The sequence below is a fragment of the uncultured Paraglaciecola sp. genome (assembly GCF_943787955.1).
In the GTDB taxonomy this organism is placed as follows: domain Bacteria; phylum Pseudomonadota; class Gammaproteobacteria; order Enterobacterales; family Alteromonadaceae; genus Paraglaciecola.
This window is the reverse complement of the sequence record NZ_CALSOK010000014.1, coordinates 82189-107946: the sequence shown is the minus strand read 5'-3', so window position 1 is coordinate 107946 and position 25758 is coordinate 82189. Positions and strand designations below refer to the sequence as shown.

The following is a 25758-nucleotide window of genomic DNA, read 5'->3' as shown; positions in this document are numbered from 1 at the left end:
CAACAAAAACCGTATCATAATATTTGATGAATTAACTATTGTTTAGGTAGAGGCCAGTTAGGCCCCTCTAATCGTCTATGTCTTGCTGACCCAACCAGTTAATTAATTTTTGCATATCTTGGTTAGCGGCCTGATTTAATTGTTCTACCCAATCATGCACATTTTGCCACCATGCTGGATGATCACCTTGTTGGATTTCGTTAGCAATTTTTTGAACTCGGGTTAAGCCTACTGAGCTCGCCGCTCCTTTTATTTTGTGTGCTTGGGAGCACACTTCGTCTTTTTCATTGGCACTTAAATTCAGCTGCAAAATTTCCAAATATTCAGGCATCTTTTCCTGAAAAACGTTAACACTGGTGCACACCATATCGTGGCCTATGGTATCCACCAGCATTTGTAACAGTTCTATATCGAGAACAGTGTTTAGCATGTCTTTTTTAGGCTCTGCAGAAGGTTGGTGGGGCACCCTTGGTTGCTCACAAAACAAACTGTTAAACACTTCAATAATACGACTCTTTTTGACCGGCTTCGAGATGACTTCATCCATTCCGTTATCAAGATACTCTTGACGAGTTTTAATCACATTTGCGGTCAACGCCACAATACTGGTTTGCTCTACCAACGATTCTTCATGCAAAACATTTGCTACATCAAAACCATTCATATCAGGTAATTGAATATCCAGTAAAATCAAGTCATATTGTTTTTCACGTGCCATAGTAATGGCCTCATTACCTGTAATAGCAACGTCAACATATTGTCCAAGCTTTTCCAACAACGCTTTGGCGACCATCACATTTAACTCAATATCTTCTACCAATAATATTTGTAAACCTGTGACTTTAAGTGTTTCAACTTGAATAGGCTTTTTACTTATACCAAGGGGCAAGTCAACAGTAAAACAGGTACCTTCACCTATCACACTGCTGACACTAATTTCACCATTCATCAAAGACACCATTTGTTGGCAAATAGCAAGACCAATGCCAGTTCCTGTTGCACTTTGATGTTCGGGTAAGTCAACTTGATAATACATAGCAAAAATCTTATCTAGGTCCTCTTGAGGTATGCCTACACCCGTATCACATACCTTAAATGTGACCATAGATGTTTCAGCATCAATCTTTTCAGCTTTCACTTCTAATGAGACTGTACCTTTTTGTGTAAACTTGACCGCGTTAAACAATAAATTCCACAAAATTTGTCTTAAGCGAGTACCGTCTACCTCAACTAAAGCGGGTAAGGGATCCTTTACGTGTGCAGCAAAAGTAAGATCCTTATCATCAGCTAACAGCTCAATAATACTGCCAAGCTCTTGGGTAAAATCTTTTATGGATAATGTTTTCAGGGATAATTCAAGCCTGTCTCTGTCTAGCCTGTCTAAATCAATAATATCGTTAAATATATTACCTAAGGTAATGCCACTCGCGTAAATCGTACTGACCCAAGCAAACTGCTCGCTAGTCAGATCAGTATCACGCAACATTCTGCTTAAGCCGACAATACCATTTAGTGGTGTACGCAGCTCATGACTAATAGTAGCAATAAAAGCAGTTTTGTCTTTACTGGCCTTAGCCAAAGCATCCTCTGCCTGTTTACGCTCAGTGATATCTCGTCCGAAAGCAAGTAGTCCAAGACGGGTGCCGTCTGCGCTAAAAAATGGCACCTTACGCATTTCAAAGTAGCGGCTGGGACCATCGGAAAAGCGCAACCATAATTCTTCAGTAATGCTAAGGTTTTTTTCGAGCACGTCTTGATCACTAGCAACCACTTGTCGGGCGAGCTCTTCGCCATAAACTTGGTGAGGCGTTAAGCCAATCAATTCTTCTTCGGTTTTACCCGTCATTTGTTCAGCAACACGATTGCAGCCAGCAAACTGCCCTTCTTCATTACGGTAATAGATTAAGTCTGGAGACGCATCGATAATCGATCTCAGTAGAGTAGATAACCGTAACGCTTGTTGTTCTTTTTCTGATTTATCAGTGATTTCACGCTCTAAATCGGTGAAAACATTTTCACGCTCTAGCTGAGCATTTTTACGCTGCTCAATTTCATGATTAAGCTGCTTGATATTATTTTGCAAAGTGCGGTTAAGTAACTCATCTTCCTTGCGCAATCGTTCTAACTCAGTCACCGCATCGGCAATACTTTCTCTTGAACGCTCCAGTTGTTTGACTAACTCGCTAAAAACCCACAATACCCAAGGTGCACTGAGTAATGCCAATACAACAGCAATTAAAAAGTCTTCAGAATGAGCTTGGTCACCGAATATCATTCTAAGAAAATAGGTGCCAGCAAAGGTAAATATTAATGTCAAAAAAACAAATAAAACACTGGCCTTTACCGCACCAAAACGGTTGATAAGCTGAGCAATACGGATCACCCATGGGTCAACTGAGGTCATTTTTGTCATAATATCTTGGTCTCAAACATCTGTGGTTTTGCTAATTCGCGGTATGCTAGCAAGAATATTCCGAGGATCAAAATTTAGCCTAGTATTAAAGTGTATATCTAAAACCCTGAAAGACTATTTATTCAGTTAACCTAAATATTAATTCAATAAGAACTATGCGAAAAAAATAAAAAAAAGGCTTTTTGTAACTTATTGATAACATATGGCACTGTTTTTAAGCTTTTATTTATAGCTTATAACCAAGCCATAATAATCAACTATCTCTTTGAATAGTATATATTTTAAATGAAAAACAGCCCGTATATCATGAAAAATATTAAATACACCATATAAGAGAATTGATTTATAAAATAATCCTCGGTATTTTGTACAGCCTGCTTAGTATAAATATTCGATACCCGACTGTATCCCCAATATAATTACAACCGGAAAATAAGCATCGGGTCATGGAGCCAGCTTACGCTCATACAAGTAGTTAAATGTATGATTAGCAATAACAACACACAACACCCTGCCCAGCCGAAGGTTGAAGGAGTCTGCATTAATGAGTTTATATCATCCTAATGATTCAAAGGATAATTGTGGTTTTGGCTTAATTGCCCACACTAAAGGTGAGCCAAGTCATAAATTGGTCAGTACCGCAATTGAAGGCCTTGACCGTATGCAACATCGTGGTGGTATCGCTGCAGATGGCAAAACAGGCGATGGCTGTGGTTTATTACTACAAACACCCGACGCATTTTTTCGCAAAATAGCTGAACAGCAGAATTGGAAGTTAAGTAAAATGTTCGGTGTTGGTGTGATTTTTCTTAACCAAGACCAAGCACTAGCGGATTTGGCCAAACAGGTCATCACTGAAGAGCTAGAAAAAGAGACCTTAGATGTTGTTGGCTGGAGAGTTGTGCCTACGGATAATTCAGTCTTAGGTGATCTTGCGGCTTCGTGTGTACCTCAAATTGAACAAGTATTTGTTAACGGCCCATCAGGATGGCGCTCTCAAGATTTAGAACGCCGTTTATTTATGGCTCGCAGACGGGCAGAAAAACGTCTTTCTAATGACGAAGATTTCTATATCGCAAGTTTGTCCAGTCTAGTCACAATATACAAAGGCCTTGTAATGGCCGGTGACCTACCTCAGTTTTATTTAGACTTAGCCGACGAAAATATGAAGTCAGCTATTTGTGTGTTTCATCAACGTTTTTCAACTAACACCTTGCCACGTTGGTCGTTAGCTCAACCATTTCGATACTTAGCACATAATGGTGAAATTAATACCATTCGTGGTAACCGCGATTGGGCACAAGCCCGAACAGGTAAATTCAAAACGCCTTTACTACCTGATTTGGCGGATGCAGCACCTTTTGTCAACGAAGTAGGCTCTGACTCTTCATCACTAGATAATATGTTAGAGCTGTTTTTAGCTGGCGGTATGGATTTATTCCGTGCAATGCGTCTGTTAGTGCCACCTGCTTATCAAAATAACAAAACCATGGATGAATATTTAAAGGCTTTTTACGAGTTCAACTCCATGCACATGGAGCCTTGGGATGGCCCAGCCGGTATTGTATTAACTAACGGTCGCCATGCTGCCTGTAACCTTGACCGCAACGGCCTTCGTCCCGCACGTTATGTCATCACCAAAGATGGTTTAATCACCTTAGCTTCAGAAGTGGGTATTTGGGATTATAAGCAAGAAGATGTGATTGAAAAAGGTCGTGTTGGACCAGGTGAAATGCTAGCTATAGATACTAAGACAGGTAAATTATGGCGCTCAAATGAAATAGATGATGATTTAAAGGGTCGTCATCCTTACAAAGAATGGTTAGAGAAAAGTATTCGCCGCTTAACACCTATTGAACAGTGTGATGCGCCTGAAATCGGCAAACGTATGTTTGACGACAACATGATTAATACTTATTTAAAACAGTTTAATTACAGTTATGAAGAACTTGAACAAGTAGTCAAGGTTTTAGCCAAAGATGGCCAAGAAGCGACAGGTTCGATGGGTGATGATACGCCTATGGCTGTTCTTTCTGGAAGAAGCCGCACCGTTTACGATTATTTCCGGCAACAGTTTGCTCAGGTAACCAATCCGCCTATTGATTCTTTACGTGAAAATCACGTGATGTCTTTGGCTACCTGTATTGGCCGCGAAAAATCGGTGTTCACGGAAACATCAGGATACGCTGATCGTGTACTGTTTGATTCACCTATCATGGTGTATACGGATCTAAAGCAGTTACGTAATTACGATCCTGAACATTATTATTCTGAAGTCGTCGATCTTAATTTCCCACCAGAAGAAGGGCTTAAGGCAGCAATTAATAGAATATGTAATGAGGTAGAGCACTTAGTCTCACACAAACGTGCCGCGTTCGTTATTTTATCAGACCGAGCCATTAAAACGTCACGCATACCTATACCAGCAGCGATGGCGGTGGGTGCGGTACAGAAGCGACTAGTAGATAAAGGATTACGTTGTGATGCAAATATAGTAGTAGAGACAGCATCGGTCAGAGACTCGCATCACTATGCAGTATTGATTGGTCTGGGTGCTACAGCAATATATCCGTTCTTGGCATACGAAATTATTGAACAAATGTGTGAGTCTGGGCAACTAGATATGACGCCAATGCAAGCGACTGTTAATTATCGTAAAGCGATAAACAAAGGCTTGTACAAAATCATGTCAAAAATGGGGATTTCAACCGTTGCTAGTTACCGCAGTTCAAAATTATTTGAAGCGATTGGTATTAACACAGCGGTAATGGACATGTGCTTTAAAGGGGTGCCAAGCCGTATTCAAGGTGCTGACTTTGAGGATTTCCAACAAGATCAAGTTAACTTAAATCGTGTCGCTTGGTTAAAACGCAAAAACGTAGACCACGGCGGATTATTAAAATATGTACACGGCGGTGAATACCACTCTTACAACCCTGACGTAGTCACAACGCTACAAAAGGCCGTGATAAGTGGTGACTATCAGGATTACCAAAAATTTAGTACTTTGGTAAATGAAAGACCCACTGCTTGTTTTCGTGATTTATTAGCATTATCACCTGATTCAGAAGCCATCTCGATTGACGAAGTTGAGTCTGCAGAAAACTTATATCCACGCTTTGACACGGCAGCTATGTCTATTGGCTCTTTAAGCCCTGAAGCTCACGAGTCTTTAGCTATCGCTATGAACCGTTTAGGTGGTAATTCTAACTCGGGCGAAGGTGGCGAAGATCCTAAACGTTTTGGTAATGAACGTAACTCAAATATTAAACAAATCGCATCAGGTCGTTTTGGGGTAACACCGCACTATTTAGTCAATGCTAAAATCTTACAGATAAAGGTTGCACAGGGTGCTAAACCTGGTGAAGGTGGTCAATTACCGGGTGATAAAGTTAACAAGTATATTGCTGAACTTCGTCATTCGGTACCTGGAGTGACGTTAATATCTCCACCACCGCATCATGACATTTATTCTATCGAAGATTTAGCTCAGCTCATTTTCGACCTGAAACAAGTGAACCCTGATGCACTGATTTCAGTGAAGTTAGTGTCGGAGCCAGGCGTCGGCACCATTGCCTGTGGTGTTGCTAAAGCTTATGCCGACTTAATTACTATTTCAGGTTATGACGGCGGTACAGGTGCCAGCCCATTATCTTCAGTTAAGTACGCAGGTAGCCCTTGGGAATTAGGGCTTGCAGAAACTCAGCAAGCTTTAGTAAGCAATGGATTACGCCATAAAGTACGGGTGCAAACAGATGGTGGTTTAAAAACCGGTTTAGATGTTGTTAAAGGTGCTATTTTGGGTGCGGAAAGCTTCGGTTTTGGTACGGGGCCAATGGTGGCTTTAGGCTGTAAATATCTACGTATTTGTCACTTGAATAATTGCGCCACAGGTATCGCTACACAAGATAAGAACCTTCGTGATAATTATTTCGCAGGTTTACCTAATATGGTAATGAACTACTTCAAATTTGTTGCCCAAGAAGTGCGTGAAATTATGGCTTCAATAGGTGTGCGTAAATTAGATGATCTGATTGGACGTACTGATCTGTTAAAAATATTAAACGGCGTAACAGCTAAACAGAACAAGTTAGATCTCAGTCCTATTTTAGCTAAACCGTTAGCAGGCGACCACACTAAACTCTTTTGCAGTGAAGGTGCTAATGCTCCTGCTGATAAAGGCGATTTGAATCAGTTATTATTAGCAGATTTAGCGTCTGCGGTGAAAAACAAAAGCGGCGGTGTATTCAATTATAATATTGGTAATACAGACAGGTCTGTTGGCGCTATTATCTCTGGTTTAATTGCCAAACATCATGGCAATAAAGGCATGAGTGAAGATCCCATTAAATTAAACTTTACCGGTACGGCTGGGCAAAGTTTTGGTGTATGGAATGCCGGCGGTCTAGAAATGACCCTAGCGGGTGACGCCAACGATTACGTAGGCAAAGGAATGGCTGACGGTAAGCTCGTTATTCATCCACCTAGAGGTGTTAGCTTTAAATCAAATGAGAGCGTGATAGCAGGTAACACCTGTTTATATGGCGCAACTGGTGGTAAATTATTTGCTGCGGGGCTTGCGGGCGAACGCTTTGCAGTGCGTAACTCTGGTGCTATAGCCGTGGTTGAAGGCATAGGTGATAACGGTTGTGAATATATGACTGGCGGTATTGTGGCAGTGCTTGGACGCACTGGTGTAAACTTTGGCGCGGGTATGACCGGTGGTTTTGCTTATATTCTGGATGAACAAAATGATATCGAGCAGCGCGTAAATGGTGAATTAGTAGAGCTTATGTCTATCGAAGATAAAGTGATTTTGATGGAGCACTTACGAGGCCTAATTAATCAGCATTATGAAGCAACAGGCAGTGAACATGCTCACAAAATATTATGCAACTTTGCCACATATTTACCGAAGTTTAGGCTGGTTAAGCCAAAAACCAGTGACGTTAAAAATTTACTTGGCCACATAAGTCGGTCTACTGCCGAACTTCGTGTTCAAGTCCAATAAGGGGGTATCATGTCTAAAAATGTATACCAATTTGTCGATGTAGAGCGTATTGATCCACCTAAAAAACCCTCTATCCTCAGACGAGAAGAATTTGCTGAAATATATCAGCCAATGAGTGAGACCCAAGTAGCGGGTCAAGCCGATCGTTGTCTTGATTGTGGTAACCCCTATTGCGAATGGAAATGTCCAGTACATAACTTCATTCCACAATGGTTAAGTCTTGCCAATGAAGGACGTATTTTTGAAGCAGCAGAATTATCGAGTAAAACCAATACATTACCTGAGGTATGCGGGCGTGTATGCCCACAAGACCGATTATGTGAAGGGGCTTGCACCCTAAACGATGATTTTGGTGCAGTGACTATTGGTAGTATTGAAAAATACATTACCGATACCGCTTTTAAACAAGGTTGGCGTCCAGACATGTCCAATGTTGTTAAAACCAACAAGAAAGTCGCTATTATTGGTGCAGGTCCAGCAGGGTTAGGCTGTGCAGATATACTCGTACGCAACGGTGTAAAGCCTGTTGTATTTGATAAATACGAAAAAATAGGTGGTTTATTAACGTTTGGTATTCCTTCGTTCAAATTAGAAAAAGAAGTCATCGCACTGCGCCATGAAATTTTTTCTGAAATGGGAATGGAATTTGTTCTAAATACCGAAGTAGGCAAAGATCTTCCTTTCGAAGACTTATTAAAGGGTTATGATGCCGTTTTCCTAGGTATGGGTACTTACAAACCGATGCAAGGTGGTTTTGATAACGAAAAAGCACCAGGTGTATACGAAGCTCTACCTTACCTTATTGCCAATGTTAATCGCCAATTAGGCCTAGAAAAACTGCCTGCTGACTTTATTGATATGAAAGGTAAAAAAGTGCTGGTGTTAGGTGGTGGTGATACCACTATGGATTGTGTAAGAACTGCCATACGTCAAGGCGCACCCGATGTCACTTGTGCGTATCGACGTGACGAAGCAAGTATGCCAGGCTCACGCCGTGAAGTAGTTAACGCACGTGAAGAAGGTGTAAATTTCAAGTTTAATCTTATGCCGCTCGATATTGTCGTAGATGAAAACGGCCAAGCCGTTGGTGTGAAGATGGTTAAGACCGAAATGGGCCAACCTGATGCAGAAGGTCGCCGTCGACCTGTGAAGGTAGAAGGCTCTGAACACGTGATTGAAGCTGACGCGGTGATTATTGCCTTTGGTTTCCAACCTAGTCCTGCTAGCTGGTTTGGAGATTACGGGATTATATTGGACGAAAAAGGCCGTGTACGTGCTCCTAAACATGGCAAGTTTGCATTTCAAACATCTAACCCTAAAATATTCTCCGGCGGAGATATGGTTCGGGGCTCTGATTTAGTCGTGACAGCCATTGATGAAGGCCGTAACGCTGCTGAAGGTATACTGGATTACCTAGGCGTGTAAGTTGTTAAACACCTAAGTAAAACTGAAAAAGGGGCATATGCCCCTTTTTTGATCTTAGACGAGAAAGCAAAAGAGTTTCCACCACAGAGGACTCCGGGTGCCGCACGCAGAACGCTTCGCTTCACATAGAAACAAACTTAATATTCACTTTTCTTTTCCTCTGTGACCTCATTGTGCTCGGTGGTGAGCAATATTTTATTTTGTAACGGTAATATCTACCCACACTAACCGATGGTCTGAAGAGCTTTTACGGTCTTTAATAAGGCGATATAAAGGCTCATTTGGTTTAGGCCAAAATACACCGCTTACTTTCACCTCAAGCGAGGTTGAAGGTAATACATAGTCAGCACGCATTGCCCACTCTGCAGTATGCTGAGCTGAATATTGGTTATCGAGTGTGTGAGCCCTGCCACCTTCACTTTGTGGCACAGTAGTGTCATTTACTAAGTTATGTGCAAGTAATCCTTTTATGCCACTCTTGATGCCATCACCTTCATCTGGTGAGGCATTCAAATCACCGAAAATAACAAAGTGATCTCCCTTGAAGCCACCTGGTTTTTGATTATCATCGTAGATATAAGCAGATTGTTCACTACCAGATAAGTAATCAGTCCAAAAGCGTATTTCATCATGATTGCGTTTACCGTTACGATTTTCTGGTCCATCAAATACGGGTGGTGTGGGATGACTGGCCAGTAAATGAATACTGCGGTTATCTATTTTAATGGGGATGTCCCAGTGAGACTTAGAAGACAAACGAAGTATTTGCTGCGCTTGTTGGCTGTAATATGACTTACCGTTTTCGTCCTTGATAGTTACCATAAGATTACCTGGCATATTTTTCCAAAGAAAATATTGAAACGTACGGATTTCTTCAAATTGAATAGGATATTTACTCAGCACTAACATGCCATAGTGGCCCGGAAATAAACCAAAACCAAGGGCATCGCCTTTAGTGCCCGACGCAATGCCGTCTTTATCGAGATCTAATCCAGAATCCACTCCTGTATTGACCGGAGCACTATAGAAATAGGGGTAATCAATCGGCTGATTATTATTCTGAGATACGTTTAGATAATGCTTTATAAAATTTTGGGCGTCTGTTGTCGATTGATTTGAATAATCAAATTCATTTAATAGAACAATATCAGGGCTGAGCCTCTGAATAGTTTCTGCAATGTTTTTTATCTGCTTATGCTCACCGTTGCTTAAGTTGATTTGCAATTCATCACCTGTTGGCGACTCGTGCTGTGAAACATAATTTGTGGCGTCCATACTGACATTAAACGTGGCAATTCTAATGTTTTGGCTATTTGAAGACATGCTGAACACCGTCAATACAAAGGTAAGTAATTTATACATCGTTAACCTTTTGAGAATTGCAAAAAAAAGCCGATCATAAAGATCGGCTTTTATAGTAGCTAATGATTAGTCAAATAATCATTAAAATTCGTATTTCAAACCAAGCTGAAGTTGCCATACAGATTGAGAAAGCACTTCTAAGTTCTTAATACTTCTGTCACTGTTCAGATTAAAATACTCATACTGACCATCGACGATCTTAGCCGAAACAACATCGCGTTCGTACTCATATCGAGTACGCTCAATACGACCCCAATCTGAGTTAAGAAGGTTACCGAAGTTTTCAATATCGAAAAACAACTTGAAACTGTGATCAGCACTAAAAGCTGGCAGTTCTTGCTGGATACGAATGTCTAAGATGGTTGACCAAGCAGAGTTGTCATTGTTACGCGGAGCGATGCTACCCGCATACTGTGCCAGCTCAGAACTATTGATATAATCAAAGAACTCTTGTTGGGCTGCTGCATCTCCCTCAAATGAAGTGGAAGCAAAAATCGGATCATTCGGACCACTAGGAACATAAAGCAAGTGACCGGCATCATCATTACGGCTTTCACGTGAACAACGACCGCCACCTACGTCAAGCAGACAGGCATTGTTTTCGTTAAATGTATAGCTGTAAGGTTGACCAGTACGACGCGTCATAAACACCGACACCTTGGTTTCGTATCCTGCGATTAACTCTTTTTTCCAGTTAGCACGCAACTTAAACAAGTGCTCAGTTTGGAAACTTGAGGTACCCGCACGTGGCGCTTGGCGATCATATGCAGCAAAATCAGAGTAGTTAGATGACGCTGTAGCCGATGTGCCGTAACCGATATCTTCTACATCTGAATAGGTGTAGCTTGAGAACATGTCGAACTCACCGAATTCAGTATCCCATTCGTTAGTCGCTGACAGCGCATATAACTTACTATCACCAGCATCAAATGAGCCAACAATCAGAGCTTCAGGTCCTTCACTACAGTCATAGACACCACGTCCATCTGGTGATGTGGCTACTGGGTTTTCACAACGTTGATCATACCAATAAGTTGCATTGTCTAACTTGTTGTAAAGAAAGTCTGCAGAAAATAACCAACCTTCACCTAGCACTGGAAGGTCAGCATAGTAAGCAGCTCCAAGGCTAACCTTAGTCGTGGTTGGAATTTCAAATGATGGGTTAAGTGCGTTAACACCGCCATCTGGCGCTTCGTTTGCCAGTGAAGCAAGCACATCTTGTGGAATGTACTGACCTGTTGCGGCATCAGGTGTCGTTGGAACTATAACGGTCCCGAAAGCATTAGAGCTGTCAGAAATCACACCATCGTTAGAATAGCTGTTTGAAAGCCAAACCCCAGGTGATCCACCAGAAAAGCGACCAATACCACCACGAACTGTGATGTCATCTGAAGCCAACCACTCAAAAGAAATCCTTGGAAGAATCACATCCAAACCATCGATATCTGTAGCGTTGGAATAACCATAACGGTCGTTAAAGTTTTGATTGTCGCGGATTGAACCTTCAGACTCGTACCAGTCATAACGAATGCCGGCTTCGATGCTCAGGGTTGGATTAACATCCCATGAATCCTGAACATATAAGGAATTGGAATTATAGCCCCAAATAGCACGCAAATCGTTTTCATTGTTGGTGACAGCATTATTATAAAGTAGTCCAGAAGCAGTAGCGTTGGAGAGGTCTTCAATACTGTCAAAAACGTAAGAGCCTTCTGAGTTTTGCGCGAACAGGTTATTTATATCAACCTCTTCTCTCTCAAAACCAGCTTTAAGTATGTGATCGCCTATTGAGTATGAGGCCAAAAGTTTGAATTGTAAGAAATCCTGATCCAATGAATTACCATGGCGGAAACGGTCTGGACCGATTGAAAGATAATTTTCATCACCATCAACTTCACGTAAAAATACCGCGAAATTGGGGAATTCAGCACCATTCAAAGAATTCTGACCTGTGGCTTGCGTGGTACTGGCTATCTTAACTTGAGTAGAGAAGTTTTCAGTCCAGTCAGAAAATACGTGACCGATAATGCTTTCTACTTTTTCTGAACGGTCATACCAAGCCGAAGATGCACCAAGTCTATTGTCTGACGCTAAAAAGTTGTTACCATTTTGCTCACGAATGGCGTTTCCGTCAGACATGATATAGGTAAATTTAGCACGGTGGTCGGCGCTAATATTCCAGTCTATGTTGGCAAGGATTTTTTCATTTTCGGCTGGGCCTTTATTAAAATCACCAATATCGAAGCCCCAAACATCCGAAACAATCTGACCAACTTGAGCAACGTCGTCAAGCGTAATGTTTGGTTGTTCGTTAAGCGCACCTGAACCTGCAGGGCCATTACTAAGAGGAGCAATTTCTTCGTATTTGTCGTAAGCAACAAAGAAAAATAGCTTGTCTTTAATTAACGATCCGCCAAGTGTTGCAACAAACGTTTCTTCTTTAAAAGTAAAGTCGAAGTCGTTATCCCCGCTTTTATCACCTATCAATGAGTCGCTAGTATTATAATAGCCCAATGAACCATGGAGTTCATTAGTTCCAGATTTAGTAACGGCATTAATAGTGCCGCCAGTGAAGCCGTTATATTCAACGTCAAAAGGGGCTGTTTGAACTGACAGAGACTCGATTGCATCATAAGAAATTGGAGAACCCTGTGTTGGGTAACCATTTGCATTCAAACCAAATCGGTCATTCAAAGCAACGCCGTCGATGGTTAACGAGTTAAACTTACTGTTTGCACCCGCAATCGTTAGCTCTTTTGCTCCACCACTTTGCACGTTGACTGATGCAAAAGGATTCAGCTGAGCTGCATCTGTGATATCACGATCAATCGACGTCACTTCGCCTAGCGCTTCAAGGCCTAAGCTCATGCTTAGCCCATCATTCGAGAAACCGGCTACTGCACTATTACTACCGGTTATTTGAATAACTTCAGTATTGTTAGTTTCTTCCACTGTAACAGGAAGAGAGAACGTCTGGTCTAGCGATAAGTAAAGATCATCATATTGCACAGAATCGAATTCGCCTCCACTTATCTTCACTGAATAAGGACCACCAACACGCAAACCACGTGCTGAGAACACACCACTTGCATTTGTTGTCGCAATCGACACAGTGCCAGATGGTGTATGCGTAATAGTGACAGACGCTCCAGAGAAAATAGTTCCTGCTTCAGTTGCAACATTACCTCGGATAGATGAGGTAGTTGATTGCGCCATGGCAGCAGACGATAGTCCTACCGACATAGCGACTGCAATCGCAATGCGATTGAGTTTAGTTGTTTTAAACATTATGTGTTTCCTAAGTTTTGTGTGTTCCGAACGTTTGGTCAGAACAGTTGTTTGTACAGAATGCCATGTGGCACTGCCGATGGCTTGTGTGGTCGATTCAAACCGACTTCTCATTCCGCTTATCGCAATTTTAACAGATTGATTATGACACTTTTATTAAAGTCGTAACAGTGTCGGTGTAAATTCATCAAACTGTCGCATTTCTCTGACCAAATCATACAAGTTAACAACATGTGTTAACATAAAGCTTACAAACCTGACTAACGAGTCAGGCATAAAAACTTACATTGTGAACTGACTTTTAGCAAGTTCGCTGGTATCTTTCCTCCTAATTAACTTATTTTAGAAACGGTTTGCTATGTCAACCCCTTTAGTTATTGCCATTTCAGGCGCATCTGGTTCAGGTAAGTCATTGTTTACCGAGAATTTATTAAAAGAATTCTCTGAAGAAGGCAAATCTGTACAAATTTTGCGAGAAGATCACTATTATCGTTCTCAAGATCATTTACCTATGGCAGAGCGAGAAAAAAATAATTACGACCACCCAAAAGCATTCGAGCATGAGCTGTTGGTTAAACATTTAGAAGCCTTAAGAAATTGGAAATCTATTGAGTATCCGCAATATTGTTATAAGACGCATACACGCCTAGAAAAATCCCAAACCTTAAATTCGGCTCCCGTTATCATTATTGAAGGCATCATGTTGCTAGCTAACGATGGTTTACAACCCATGTTTGACATTAAAATTTTTGTGGATACGCCTTTAGATATATGTCTGTTACGCCGTATGAAAAGAGATATTGCCGAAAGAGGCCGCACCTTAGAGTCTGTAGCCGAACAATACGAGTCCACTGTTAAACCCATGTATCACCAATTTATTTCTCCCAGCCGCTTTACTGCTGATGTGATTGTCACCCAAGGCGGTAAAAACCGGATTGCACTCGATGTGATTAAATCTCATATTCAGCAGAGCCTACTTTAAATTGCAGAGCTTTATTGATTACTAATAAAAATAAAAAGGAAATCATATGGTTAGTCTAATAGGCGTGGCACTTATGCTGCTTATCGCGTTTACATTTTCGTCTCACAAAAAAGCAATCAACTGGCGAACGGTAGGCGGTGCATTTGCTATTCAAGCCTCTGTAGGTGCATTAGTGCTGTATTTTCCTCCGGGGATCCAGTTTTTATTGTCGCTAACAAGTTATGTAGAAAATATTATTGGTTATAGCCAAGATGGCATTACCTTTATTTTTGGTCCTTTAGGTGATAAATCAATGGGATTTATTTTCGCCTTTAATGTGTTGCCTGTGATTGTGTTTTTCTCATCACTGATTACGGTTTTATATCATTTGAAAATCATGAACATAATTATTCGAGTAATTGGCGGATTTTTGCAATATTTCCTTAAAACTAGTCGCCCCGAGTCTATGTCTGCAGCCGCTAATATTTTTGTGGGTCAAACCGAAGCGCCGTTAGTGATTAAACCTTATATCCCCAATCTAACCCGCTCTGAACTTTTTGCTGTCATGGTAGGTGGTTTAGCCTCCATTGCAGGCTCAGTTATGGCAGGTTATGCAAGCATGGGGATAGAAATAAAATATTTACTGGCAGCAAGTTTTATGGCTGCACCGGGTGGTTTATTAATGGCCAAAATCATGATCCCTGAAACAGAAGAAGTTAAAAATGAGTTAACTGCAAAGGAAGCACAGGACAATGAGTACACCAATATTTTTGATGCCGCAGCCAGTGGCGCTGCCAATGGTTTACATCTGGCGTTAAACGTTGGTGCAATGTTATTAGCCTTTATTGGTTTGATCGCCTTATTAAATGGCCTCATTGGCTGGGGTGGCGGTTTCTTTGGTGCACAAGATATAAGCTTTCAGGTGATATTGGGTTATGTCTTTCAGCCGATTGCTTGGACACTGGGTGTGCCGTGGGAAGAAGCGAATATAGCCGGAAGTTTTATTGGCCAAAAAATGGTGGTGAACGAGTTTGTTGCTTATCTAGACTTCCTCAAGTATCAAGAGCAACTCTCTCCTATTACTCAAGCCATCGTTATTTTTTCTTTATGTGGCTTTGCAAACTTTTCATCTATTGCCATATTAATGGGTGGGATAGGAGCAATGGCTCCAACTAGACGTAAAGAGATTGCCCAATTGGGTTTAAAAACCGTATTAGCCGCTACTCTAGCCAATTTAATGAGTGCCGCGTTGGCAGGGTTTTACCTTAGCCTTTAAACATATTTACATTTAGAGAAAAAAATTATGGAACTAGTTGCTGTAGATTATCAAGCACCCAATGCAGACAAACTTTTTGTAGAATCTTTGCATAAAACTGGCTTTGGTGTATTGAAAAATCACCCTATTAGTCAAGACAGAGTCAGCAGTATTTACAAACGGTGGGAGGCTTTTTTTAACAGTGAAGAAAAAAATCAATATACGTTTGATAAAAATACCCACGATGGATTTTTTTCAACTGATATATCTGAAACAGCTAAAGGTTTTAAGAAAAAAGATATCAAAGAATATTTTCACTTCTATCCATGGGGACGTTGCCCAGAAGCATTAAAACAAGAAATAGCAGACTATTATCGAGACACCAATGCATTGGCTTCAAAGTTACTCGTATGGGTTGAAAAGTATTCACCACCAGAAGTGTCAGCTAAATTCACACAACCTCTGTCAAGTATGGTGACCGATAGTGAACAAACTTTGCTACGTATTTTACATTATCCACCTTTAGATGGCTCTGAAGAACCAGATGCGATTCGCGCTGCGGCTCATGAAGACATTAACTTGCTCACACTATTACCATCAGCCAATGAACCCGGTTTACAAGTCAAAGGAACAGGTGATTCATGGATAGACGTGCCCTGCGATTTTGGTAACTTAATTGTCAACATTGGCGATATGCTTCAAGAGGCATCAGGCGGGTATTTTCCATCGACGACTCACAGGGTTGTTAACCCACAAGAAAGCGATCAGACTAAAGCGCGGGTTTCTTTGCCACTGTTTTTACATCCCAATCCTGAAGTAGTGTTGTCGGCAAGATACACAGCTAAAAGTTACCTGAAAGAACGCCTTGAGGAATTAGGTGTCGCTTAATCTAACACTTAGAAAGGAACAGCCGCCGAAAATATTAACAAGGCAGTTTCTATGGTAACAATGCAAGATGCAGGCATTTATCAAATATCTACAAATTACCTAAAAAGTCTAATTTGTTTTGATACTTGTCTTCGTCTTGGCGGTTATGCGCCTTAATTTTAGCTTGTTTAAGATAGCGTAGGCTTTGTTGCAACTCACCAATTTCGAAGTATGCTCTAGCCAGTCCAAAATATACCTCATGTTTACTTCTATCTAAAGCCAAAGCTCTTCGGAAATGTGCCAAAGCTTGATCCCAATGTTCCTGCTCCATCTCTTGTTCACCTAAATTTAAGTGGTAATAAGGATTGCGGTTTCGCTTATATTCAACTTCCGCCAAAATATTCTCAGCTTCTTTTTCTCGTCCGGTAAATGTATACAGATAAGCAAGGTTTTCCCAAGCAGTTAAATTATCAGAGTTCAATCCCAATGCATGTTGATAAGTTTTTTCAGCCTGATTAAAGTACCCGCTTAATCGATACACAATCCCCAGATTGACCCACCCTGAGTCAAAATAGGGGTCAAATAACAGAGCTTCACGAAAATAAGCGTAAGCGGATGTATAATCTTTTCGCAACAAAGCATCAGCACCTTTATTATTATAAAACCTAGCCATTACAGCTTGTTTATTCACGATTTTTTTTTGCAATCCACTTCTTGATGACTGGGGATCAAAATCAACCTGAAAACTACGTGCGTTAAGCATAAAAGCGCTTGGGTCATGGGGAGCAGACATCTTTAAATTGATATGCCCATTTAACAAACTAAAACCCGCTTTTCTTGTCCAAAATTCAGGGATCATAATTTCCTGAAAATCCACGTAAAAACCCGCTTCAATTGCCATGGCATAAGTCATGATAGACATAGACAAGCAATTTGCTGTACGGGAATGATAGGTCTCATTGGCGGTGTTGTTGGCATCTCCCTGATAAAGTAAATTGAGATCTGAGCGATCAAATATGGCTCTAACCAAAGCTTCCATTTGATCAATTTTATTTGTAATTGGTTCAATGGTTGCTTTTACAAATACTTTAGCTTCTTCATCTAATATGAATATTTCCTGCTCTGACTCTACTTGAATTTCCTCAAAGCCAACGAAGCCTAAATCGTATAACAATGACTCAGACGGAGTAACATAGAGGGTGGTGGATTGACAGGCACAAAAAGACAAACAGGTAACGAGTGTAATTAGAATATTTTGGGTATATGAGGTTAGCTGCATTCGATGCACTTCACTAGTAAATCAACATACTAATAACATAGCTGGCGTAAGCAATAACGACTAGTTATTTCAACATAATAAACTGCTGACTTATCCAGGCTTAATGGTCGCTAACATGTCAATTTCCCTCTGATACGTGGCTTGTTGCTGTTCAGTTCTTGATTTCTTTTTAGCGAGCTTCAAGTAATGATAACTTCGTTTAATATCACCTAATTCAAAATAGGTTTTACCCAACCCAAAGAATACTTCGTGATTGCTTTTATCTAACTTTAGAGCACGTTGATAATGCTTTAGCGCAATTTGCCATTGTTGTTTCTCTAACGCTTTATCCCCCCTATTAATGTGAAAAAAGGGATTTTCTAAACGCTGACGTGTCACCCGACTCTCGATATTGTTGGCTTTTTCAGCATGCCCCATATACCGATATAAATACGATAAATTACGCCAGGCAGTTAAATTTTCTTTATTTTTTTTAATGGCCCAAAGGTAAGTTTTTTCAGCAAGCTCATACTGACCTATGAGTCGATACAAATAACCTAAGTTTGTCAAAACAGAAGACAGGTTGGGGGATTGCAAAAAAGCAGATCGAAAATAAGCATATGCTTTTACGTAATCTTTTTTTAACAATGCATCGCCACCATTATTATTGTGAAACATGGCAACAACTTGATTGAGCTTAAGCAGTGTTTTAGGAAAATGCTCTCGGGTAGCTTGTGCATCGAAATCGACTTCAAAGCCTTGCGTCAAAAATTGAGTACGCTTGCGTCTGGAACGGGGTAATATCTGCAAATTAATATGTCCATTTAGCAAACTTTGCCCTTCTCTTATTGTCCAGTACTCGGGGATTTCTATATCTTGGAATCGCACACTAAAACCTAGCTCATTGGCTAAAGCATAAGTCATAATTGACATTGAAAGGCAGTTGGCAGCTCTATTGCGAAACGTTTGATTGGCAACAGTATTGGCTTCAGCTCGATACAATAAATTCAAATCTGAACGAGAAAAAATATGTTGAACCAGAGCTTGAATTTGTTCTTTGGGTTTTGATACTCCTCTTATCGCAGATTGAGCAAAGGCTTTAGCTTCATCATTTAATTCGAAAATTTCTATTTCACTTTCTACAGTAACATTTTCAAACCCTTCAAACCCCTCATCATAAAGTAACGTTTTATGACTAACCGATATTTTTGGAACCGCCTGACAACCAATAAATATAATAGTAACGAGTAAGATACTGAAGTGTTTCATAGCTCACCTACAGTTAGTAAAAAGGTTGTCGAACTTTTACCAATATAATGTATTGTTTTTGATTTTCTCGAAATTTAAACCTTTGAGTTGTTCTATAACACTAGCAGACGTAATAGACTTAGGTTAATGATATTAACTAATTGTGAATATAGAAAACGATATGAAAATTGCTATTTTAGGTGCCATGGATGAAGAAATAACCCTTATTCGTGCATCTTTGAAAAGTTGCCAAGAAAAACACTTTAATCACCTTACCGTATATATTGGCAAACTTGGTGAAGTCGATGTTGCTTTGGTCAAATGTGGAATAGGTAAAGTGGCAGCATCTGTTTCAACTAGCGTGGTGATCCATCATTTCGCTCCTGATTTCGTTATAAATACGGGTTCGGCTGGGGGTTTTTCTAGTCACCTGAACATTGGGGATATTGTTATAGCGAATGAGTTACGACACCACGACGCTGACTTAACACACTTTGGCTACGAACTTGGTCAAACCGCAGGTATGCCAGCATATTTTGAATGTGACAAAGTGTTACTTGAGCACGCTTCTAATGCTGCAACTAGCCTAAAAGACATACAAGTTCAGCAAGGGCTTATTTGTACAGGAGATTCATTTGTTGGAAGTGATGAATCTGCGGACGTTATTAGGCAAAACTTTCCAGCTGTCTGTGCAGTAGAAATGGAAGGTGTAGCCATTGCTCAGAGTTGCCACTTATTAAGTACTCCATTTTTGGTTATCCGCTCACTGTCTGATATTGCTGGTAAAACGTCGACTGTTTCTTTTCAAGCATACCTCGACCATGCAGCTAAAAATTCGGCAACGCTAGTGATGCAAACTATTGCAAAATTAGCGTAATGCATAGCATTATCAATACCTTATTAAATGAGCATTTTTTGCCATTTTGGGTATTATTGTTGATTATTGTTGTGGAACGTTACTTACCTTGGCCTGACAAATACCACCCAATCAGTTTTATAAAAGTCTTAGCATCAGGTATGCAAGCTAAAGTACTTTCGCCAGAACGAAATTCTATTCGGCAACAAGAAATATCAGGCACCTTAGCTTGTATCGTTTTACTGCTACCTTTTTGTAGCATATTAGCGGTATTTAAATACTTATCTGAGTATCCTATTTTTTTTGAAGCATTAATGCTTCTTGTTGCTTTACGCTTTCAAAATATTCCCAAACAAACCCGTCGAGTCTGCGCTGCGTTATCAAGACAGCAAAAAATGTTAGCGCGGCATGCACTATCACAAATAGTCAGAAGGGAAACCGAACAAATGTCTCCATTAGGCATGGTCAAAGCCAATATTGAGTCATTATTATTACGATATAGCTACCAGTATTGTTCAGTGGTTTTCTGGTATCTACTAACCGGAGGAGTGGGCGCACTGACTTACCGTTTAATCTACGAATTATCTTTGTGTTGGAATACTAAATTAGCAAAGTTTAGGTATTTTGGCCAACCTGTCCGTCACGTTGTCAATATATTACAGTGGTTACCTAGTAAGCTAGCGAGCCTGAGTGTTGTGATAGCAGTCAACATTAACCAGGGTTCAGCTGCGATATTCCAGCGTATAAGTTATCAATGTAATCACTTATTTGTTTTAAACTTGTGTGGAGCGAGTTTAGGAATCGAACTTGGTGGTCCAGCCTACTACGATCAACAAAAAGTACGCACTAAAAAATGTGGTGGAAACAGACAAATCATACTGGCCGATAACACCAGAGCCTTAGCCGCAACAGCTCGGGCAACATGGGTATGGTTAACCCTTTATTTTTTGGGGTGTGCATTGTCATTTTTAATTACTAAATAACAAAATGTTAACTTGTATTGGCAAATCAACTGCTAATATCCTTTACAGGCTGTACCGCACTATTTACTATCAGATCTTACTCACCAAGACGGAGAATATATTATGTTCAATCACGTTACCTTTTGGATATTAAGCTTGCTAAGTTTTTCAGCCTTCTCTTCCAACGTTGGTGACATAAGCCAACAAGAATTACTCGAAGCAAATACAAATAGTGTTGTAATAGTAGACGTTCGCACACCTGAAGAATTCCAACAAGGACATGTACCGAATGCTATCAATGTCCCATTGAGCAACATTATTGACAATCCTGCTATTTTGAGAATTTCAAAGGAAAAGCCAATCGTGCTTTATTGTCGTTCCGGTTACCGAGCGGGAAAAGCAGCCGAGGCTTTACAAAAAAATGGTCACCAAAACCTTCGTCATCTTAAAGGTGATATGCAGGCTTGGTTAAAAGCAGGCTTGCCCGTTGCAAAGTAATCTTCATTAAGTAGGTAGATTCAGCTTATGGATATCACCCTCACCACGCCAGCAATGTTGTTTCCGGCCATATCGCTGTTGCTACTAGCCTATACCAACCGTTTTTTAGCGCTAGCAAGTATTATCAGAAACTTTGACCTAAGTGAGAGTAACGAAAATGATCAAGGACAAATAAAAAGCCTACGCTCACGCATTCAATTGATCAAAAATATGCAAGGTGCTGGCATGGGAAGTTTTTTCTTATGTGTCTTGTCCATGTTAGCTATTTATGCTAACTATCAAACAGTTGGGAGCACAATATTCGCCTCTAGCCTAGTGTTATTATTATATTCGCTTTGGTTGTCAGTAAGAGAAATACATATTTCTGTCGAGGCTCTAGATATGCATTTAAGTCACTTGAATTTACCCGCTAAAAAACGTTCTTGGAATAAACAAAATATCAACCGATAAAACAAAAAGACAACTCACCAAGAATATTTTCAAGAGGTCAATTTCTAAGGAAACTGACCTCTTATTTTACTTAAACGTGATGCGAGCAAATTTGCGTTTACCAATCTGCAAAACCACCTGTAAAGGTTGAGTAAAACGATGTTTAGAGTTATTGACTTTTTCACCATCGATCTTAACTGCACCTTGTTTGACCATCCGCATAGCATCAGAGGTCGAATTAACTAGACCAGCATCTTTTAAAACATTCGCAATCATCAACCCTTCGGAAGGCAACAAATATTCAAATTCTGGCATCTCATCAGGAATAACATTTTTCTGAAAGCGCTGGATAAAGTCTTGATGTGCCGCTTCTGCATCTTGTTCGCTATGAAAGCGCGCAATTAACTCTTTTGCCAAGTTGATTTTACTATCTCTTGGGTTTGCCCCTGCTTCAACAGTTTGTTTAATAACTTCAATTTCATTCTTAGGGATAAAGCTCAATAAATCATAATAACGCCACATTAAATCATCAGATATAGACATCACCTTGCCAAACATATCGTTTGGCGCATCGGTAATCCCAATATAATTCCCCAAAGATTTAGACATTTTTTGTACACCATCTAATCCCTCAAGTAACGGCATCATCAATACTGTTTGTTGTCTTTGACCTTCAGATTTTTGTAATTCCCTACCCATTAAAAGATTAAATCGTTGATCGGTGCCACCCAACTCGACATCTGCTTCTAATGCAACGGAGTCCCAACCTTGCACAAGAGGATAGAGAAATTCATGGATCGCAATAGGTTGACCACCGGCATAACGTTTTTTGAAATCATCCCTTTCCAACATTCGCGCTACAGTCTGATTAGACGCAAGTTTTATCATGCCTGCGGCACCCAATTTTTCCATCCACTGAGAGTTGAAACGAATGGATGTTTTTGCTGGGTCAAGGATCTTGAATACTTGCTCTTTGTAGGTTTCAGCGTTGGCCAACACATCTTCTTTAGTCAATGGTTTTCTGGTAACATTTTTACCGGTTGGATCACCAATCATGCCAGTGAAATCGCCAATTAGAAATATCACTTCATGACCAAGTTGCTGAAAAGTACGTAACTTGTTGATCAGTACAGTATGACCTAAATGTAAGTCAGGTGCGGTAGGATCGAATCCAGCTTTAATTTTTAATGGTTTGCCTTCTTTTAGTTTAGCAATAAGCTCATCTTCTAATAATATTTCCTCTGCTCCACGCTGAATTTCAGCCATCGCACTTTGCCAATCTGACATTTTTATAACCTTCTTAAAAATCTGCAATTTATCTTAATACTTATATTTTACTTGCCAAGACCCAGCAATGAAAGGGCTATGGTATTTTTTACGATAACTAAAAGTGATTACCTACACCCAATAAACGGCGCGAAAACGTAGCGGCAACTGGAATATCTTTTATAATGCATATATTCTGCAGGTCTGTCTCACCAAATGTGTTGTATTTGTGATTAAAAAGACCCTTAAAAATATTCCTAAACCCCACAGATGGTTGATGTCTGCGGTTGCAGGATGTCTATTTATTTTGTTTCTTTTACCTTCAGAGCCAGTCAGCGCATACAAAAGCACAGTCTCTACTTTAGAAGTTGGTAAACGATATGAACTAGAAGTTAACTTTAATAACTTACCTGTAGAAAACCTTTTGGGTCTTGAAACAATAAACGAGGCGAAGTCGGTCGTTGTCAAAAAAGGTGATAATTTGGCTATGATATTCAAACGCAGCGGTTTGTCTCCACAGCAAACCTATCGTGTCAGCAAAGCGGGTAAACTGGCAAAAAAACTACTAAAAATAATGCCTGGTGACGTATTAGAGTTGCAAATCGATCCACAAGGCCAGTTAATCTCATTGAAGTACCCATTTTCAAGCACAGATACTCTGGTTGTTACTAAAAATGAAAATAATACATTTATCAGTGAAATTGATACACTTGAAGTAGATACCCGTCTAAATTATACACATGGCGACGTTACCAACAGCTTTTGGAATGCAGGACTGAAGGCTAATTTAACCAATAACCAAATCATGCAAGTAGCAGGTATTTTTGGCTGGGATATTGATTTTGCTTTAGGCCTTAGAGCCGGAGACAGTTTTTACGTGATGTTTGAAGAACATTACATAAAAGGTGAGTTCATTGAAAATGGCAACATAGTCGCCGCACAATTTATCAATCAGGGTGAAGCGTTCACAGCTATTCGTTATGATGATGGTAATTTCTACACTCCCCAAGGCAATAGTATGCGCAAAAGTTTTTTGCGCGCGCCAGTCAACTTCAGATATATCAGCTCAAGTTTTAAGAAAAACCGCTTTCACCCAGTGCAAAAACGTTGGAAAGCCCATAGAGGCGTCGACTATGCTGCAGACCGTGGCACCCCAGTGATGGCAGCAGGTGATGGTAAAGTGATAAAATCAGCCTACGACAAATATAATGGTCACCATGTATTTATTCAACATGGTGAAAAATATGTGACCAAATATCTACACTTTACAAAACGTAAAGCAAAAAAAGGCCAAACCGTTAAGCAAGGCCAACTGATAGGCACTGTAGGATCTACCGGTTTGGCTTCAGGACCACATTTACATTATGAGTTTTTAGTGAATGGTGTGCATCGCAATCCCCGCACAGTAAATTTACCAAAAGCTGAGCCCATCGCAAATAAAGAGAAAGTTAAATTTACTGATATTGCAGCAATCAGATTGCAGCAATTAAATAATAACAAACGTATTATGTTAGCAATGAATTAAGGGCAGCTATGCCACATCTATATCTAGGATTGATGTCCGGAACCAGTATTGATGGAGTTGATGCTGCCTTAGTAGATTTTTCTGGGTCTCACCCAAGGCTATTAGACTGCCGAACCTTTCCTTTTCCATCTTCTTTATCTGATGAATTACACCAACTGAGCGCACCAAGTGATAATGAAATAGAACGAATGGGTCGCGCGGACAGAGCTGTGGCTGAGACGTTTGCTGAGGCTTCATTGCAATTGCTTAAAGACAACCATGTTCGCCCTGATCAAATCATAGCAATTGGCTCACACGGACAAACAATTCGTCATATTCCCTTAGGTGAACATGGCTTTAGTTTGCAGATTGGTGATCCTAACACACTAGCAACATTAACAGGCATTGACGTAATCGCCGACTTTAGGCGAAAAGACATCGCTTTAGGCGGTCAAGGCGCCCCCTTAGTACCGGCTTTTCATAAAGCAGTGTTTGCCAGTTCAAAAAAATCAAGGGTGGTGATCAATATTGGTGGTATTGCAAATATTACCTATCTACCCAAAAACGATTCTGATGACATTATCGGTTACGATACAGGCCCTGGAAATACTTTGTTAGATGTTTGGTGTAAGCTTCATACGGGACAAAACTATGATGAAAAAGGGCAATGGGCATCTCAGTGTTCTGTAGACTCTGAGCTGTTCCAACTATTAAGCAAACATCCATATTTTTCAGTGCCAGCACCCAAAAGTTGCGGGCGTGAACAATTTAACCTGTCGTGGTTACAGCAAAACCTAAGCAGTATGAGACGCTTTATTGATCCACAAGTTGTGCAGGCAACATTGGTAATGTTGACTACACATACAATTGCCAAGCAAGTTTTACAATTTAAAGATGTTGAGCAGGTGTATATTTGTGGTGGAGGAGCTCGAAATGAGTTTTTAGTTGAAGAACTCGAGTCTCAACTACACGAATGTGAGTTATTCACCACAGATGAACTGGGCGTAGAAGCCGATGCAGTTGAAGCTATGGCCTTTGCTTGGCTTGCCTATGCCCATGTTAATAAAATACAAGGCAGTATCGCCAGTGTGACGGGTGCGAAAAAAGGAGCCATATTAGGCACTTATTGTCCAGGTAGAAAAGAGTGATCGCAAG

17 protein-coding genes are annotated in these 25758 nt (G+C 40.4%); 11 read left to right on the top strand and 6 right to left on the bottom strand.

Annotation, left to right across the window (positions count from 1 at the left end; all coding sequences use genetic code 11):
• Window positions 1–67 precede the first annotated feature (67 nt).
• Entirely contained in the window at window positions 68–2413 is a 2346-nt protein-coding gene (gene arcB, locus Q0Y52_RS14065) for an aerobic respiration two-component sensor histidine kinase ArcB (RefSeq protein ID WP_297822578.1), read from the bottom strand.
• 544 nt (window positions 2414–2957) lie between these two features.
• On the opposite strand from arcB, the gene gltB reads away from it, so the two are divergent.
• Both gltB and Q0Y52_RS14055 read left to right on the top strand, forming a co-directional pair.
• Window positions 2958–7424, top strand: coding sequence for a glutamate synthase large subunit (gene gltB, locus Q0Y52_RS14060; RefSeq protein ID WP_297822576.1), 4467 nt, complete (start codon window positions 2958–2960; stop codon window positions 7422–7424).
• Window positions 7425–7433: 9 nt separating this feature from the next.
• Window positions 7434–8849 (top strand): FAD-dependent oxidoreductase, encoded by a 1416-nt coding sequence (locus Q0Y52_RS14055; protein ID WP_271864221.1) that lies wholly within the window; start codon window positions 7434–7436, stop codon window positions 8847–8849.
• A 195-nt stretch (window positions 8850–9044) separates the two neighbouring features.
• On the opposite strand, the gene Q0Y52_RS14050 is transcribed toward Q0Y52_RS14055, so the two are convergent.
• Window positions 9045–10211 (bottom strand): endonuclease/exonuclease/phosphatase family protein, encoded by a 1167-nt coding sequence (locus Q0Y52_RS14050; protein ID WP_297822574.1) that lies wholly within the window; start codon window positions 10209–10211, stop codon window positions 9045–9047.
• 81 nt (window positions 10212–10292) lie between these two features.
• Window positions 10293–13499, bottom strand: a complete 3207-nt coding sequence (locus Q0Y52_RS14045) for a TonB-dependent receptor (protein ID WP_297822572.1) — start codon at window positions 13497–13499, stop codon at window positions 10293–10295.
• Between the two features lie 358 nt (window positions 13500–13857).
• On the opposite strand from Q0Y52_RS14045, the gene udk reads away from it, so the two are divergent.
• The 3 genes from udk to Q0Y52_RS14030 are packed head-to-tail and all read left to right on the top strand — an operon-like array spanning window position 13858 to window position 16603.
• Window positions 13858–14481, top strand: coding sequence for a uridine kinase (gene udk / locus Q0Y52_RS14040; protein WP_297822571.1), 624 nt, complete (start codon window positions 13858–13860; stop codon window positions 14479–14481).
• A 46-nt stretch (window positions 14482–14527) separates the two neighbouring features.
• A complete protein-coding gene (locus Q0Y52_RS14035) occupies window positions 14528–15736 on the top strand; it encodes a NupC/NupG family nucleoside CNT transporter (protein WP_297822569.1) in 1209 nt (402 codons plus the stop codon).
• 27 nt (window positions 15737–15763) lie between these two features.
• Window positions 15764–16603, top strand: coding sequence for a 2OG-Fe(II) oxygenase family protein (locus Q0Y52_RS14030; protein ID WP_297822567.1), 840 nt, complete (start codon window positions 15764–15766; stop codon window positions 16601–16603).
• An 88-nt stretch (window positions 16604–16691) separates the two neighbouring features.
• On the opposite strand, the gene Q0Y52_RS14025 is transcribed toward Q0Y52_RS14030, so the two are convergent.
• Both Q0Y52_RS14025 and Q0Y52_RS14020 read right to left on the bottom strand, forming a co-directional pair.
• On the bottom strand, window positions 16692–17861 hold the full coding sequence (locus Q0Y52_RS14025) for a tetratricopeptide repeat protein (RefSeq protein ID WP_297822564.1): 1170 nt from the start codon (window positions 17859–17861) through the stop codon (window positions 16692–16694).
• A gap of 90 nt (window positions 17862–17951) precedes the next feature.
• Complete coding sequence (locus tag Q0Y52_RS14020; RefSeq protein WP_297822561.1) at window positions 17952–19109, bottom strand: tetratricopeptide repeat protein; 1158 nt, start codon at window positions 19107–19109, stop codon at window positions 17952–17954.
• 160 nt (window positions 19110–19269) lie between these two features.
• Between Q0Y52_RS14020 and Q0Y52_RS14015 the strand changes: the two genes are divergently transcribed.
• From Q0Y52_RS14015 to Q0Y52_RS14000, 4 genes are all read left to right on the top strand, one after another.
• Window positions 19270–19965, top strand: a complete 696-nt coding sequence (locus Q0Y52_RS14015; RefSeq protein WP_297822559.1) for a 5'-methylthioadenosine/adenosylhomocysteine nucleosidase — start codon at window positions 19270–19272, stop codon at window positions 19963–19965.
• Between the two features lie 38 nt (window positions 19966–20003).
• Entirely contained in the window at window positions 20004–20927 is a 924-nt protein-coding gene (locus Q0Y52_RS14010) for a cobalamin biosynthesis protein (RefSeq protein WP_297822556.1), read from the top strand.
• A 102-nt stretch (window positions 20928–21029) separates the two neighbouring features.
• On the top strand, window positions 21030–21404 hold the full coding sequence (locus Q0Y52_RS14005; protein WP_297822553.1) for a rhodanese-like domain-containing protein: 375 nt from the start codon (window positions 21030–21032) through the stop codon (window positions 21402–21404).
• A gap of 27 nt (window positions 21405–21431) precedes the next feature.
• Window positions 21432–21854: a DUF2721 domain-containing protein gene (locus Q0Y52_RS14000; RefSeq protein WP_297822551.1), complete on the top strand. Its 423-nt coding sequence runs from the start codon at window positions 21432–21434 to the stop codon at window positions 21852–21854.
• A gap of 66 nt (window positions 21855–21920) precedes the next feature.
• On the opposite strand, the gene tyrS is transcribed toward Q0Y52_RS14000, so the two are convergent.
• Complete coding sequence (gene tyrS, locus Q0Y52_RS13995) at window positions 21921–23120, bottom strand: tyrosine--tRNA ligase (RefSeq protein WP_297822549.1); 1200 nt, start codon at window positions 23118–23120, stop codon at window positions 21921–21923.
• Between the two features lie 208 nt (window positions 23121–23328).
• Between tyrS and Q0Y52_RS13990 the strand changes: the two genes are divergently transcribed.
• Both Q0Y52_RS13990 and Q0Y52_RS13985 read left to right on the top strand, forming a co-directional pair.
• Window positions 23329–24624 carry a peptidoglycan DD-metalloendopeptidase family protein gene (locus tag Q0Y52_RS13990; RefSeq protein WP_297822547.1) on the top strand — a complete coding sequence of 432 codons (1296 nt, stop codon included), beginning with the start codon at window positions 23329–23331 and terminating at the stop codon, window positions 24622–24624.
• A gap of 8 nt (window positions 24625–24632) precedes the next feature.
• A complete protein-coding gene (locus Q0Y52_RS13985; RefSeq protein ID WP_297822545.1) occupies window positions 24633–25751 on the top strand; it encodes an anhydro-N-acetylmuramic acid kinase in 1119 nt (372 codons plus the stop codon).
• Window positions 25752–25758 lie beyond the last annotated feature (7 nt).

What these genes read in the sequence shown, in the direction of transcription:
- Q0Y52_RS14030 (WP_297822567.1), top strand. Translation starts at nt 15,764, where the DNA reads ATGGAACTAGTTGCTGTAGATTATCAAGCACCCAATGCAGACAAACTT.
- Q0Y52_RS14025 (WP_297822564.1), bottom strand. Translation starts at nt 17,861, where the DNA reads ATGCAGCTAACCTCATATACCCAAAATATTCTAATTACACTCGTTACC.
- Q0Y52_RS14045 (WP_297822572.1), bottom strand. Translation starts at nt 13,499, where the DNA reads ATGTTTAAAACAACTAAACTCAATCGCATTGCGATTGCAGTCGCTATG.
- Q0Y52_RS14055 (WP_271864221.1), top strand. Translation starts at nt 7,434, where the DNA reads ATGTCTAAAAATGTATACCAATTTGTCGATGTAGAGCGTATTGATCCA.
- Q0Y52_RS14050 (WP_297822574.1), bottom strand. Translation starts at nt 10,211, where the DNA reads ATGTATAAATTACTTACCTTTGTATTGACGGTGTTCAGCATGTCTTCA.
- Q0Y52_RS14035 (WP_297822569.1), top strand. Translation starts at nt 14,528, where the DNA reads ATGGTTAGTCTAATAGGCGTGGCACTTATGCTGCTTATCGCGTTTACA.
- Q0Y52_RS13985 (WP_297822545.1), top strand. Translation starts at nt 24,633, where the DNA reads ATGCCACATCTATATCTAGGATTGATGTCCGGAACCAGTATTGATGGA.
- Q0Y52_RS14015 (WP_297822559.1), top strand. Translation starts at nt 19,270, where the DNA reads ATGAAAATTGCTATTTTAGGTGCCATGGATGAAGAAATAACCCTTATT.
- udk (WP_297822571.1), top strand. Translation starts at nt 13,858, where the DNA reads ATGTCAACCCCTTTAGTTATTGCCATTTCAGGCGCATCTGGTTCAGGT.
- Q0Y52_RS14020 (WP_297822561.1), bottom strand. Translation starts at nt 19,109, where the DNA reads ATGAAACACTTCAGTATCTTACTCGTTACTATTATATTTATTGGTTGT.
- Q0Y52_RS14005 (WP_297822553.1), top strand. Translation starts at nt 21,030, where the DNA reads ATGTTCAATCACGTTACCTTTTGGATATTAAGCTTGCTAAGTTTTTCA.
- gltB (WP_297822576.1), top strand. Translation starts at nt 2,958, where the DNA reads ATGAGTTTATATCATCCTAATGATTCAAAGGATAATTGTGGTTTTGGC.
- Q0Y52_RS14000 (WP_297822551.1), top strand. Translation starts at nt 21,432, where the DNA reads ATGGATATCACCCTCACCACGCCAGCAATGTTGTTTCCGGCCATATCG.
- tyrS (WP_297822549.1), bottom strand. Translation starts at nt 23,120, where the DNA reads ATGTCAGATTGGCAAAGTGCGATGGCTGAAATTCAGCGTGGAGCAGAG.
- arcB (WP_297822578.1), bottom strand. Translation starts at nt 2,413, where the DNA reads ATGACAAAAATGACCTCAGTTGACCCATGGGTGATCCGTATTGCTCAG.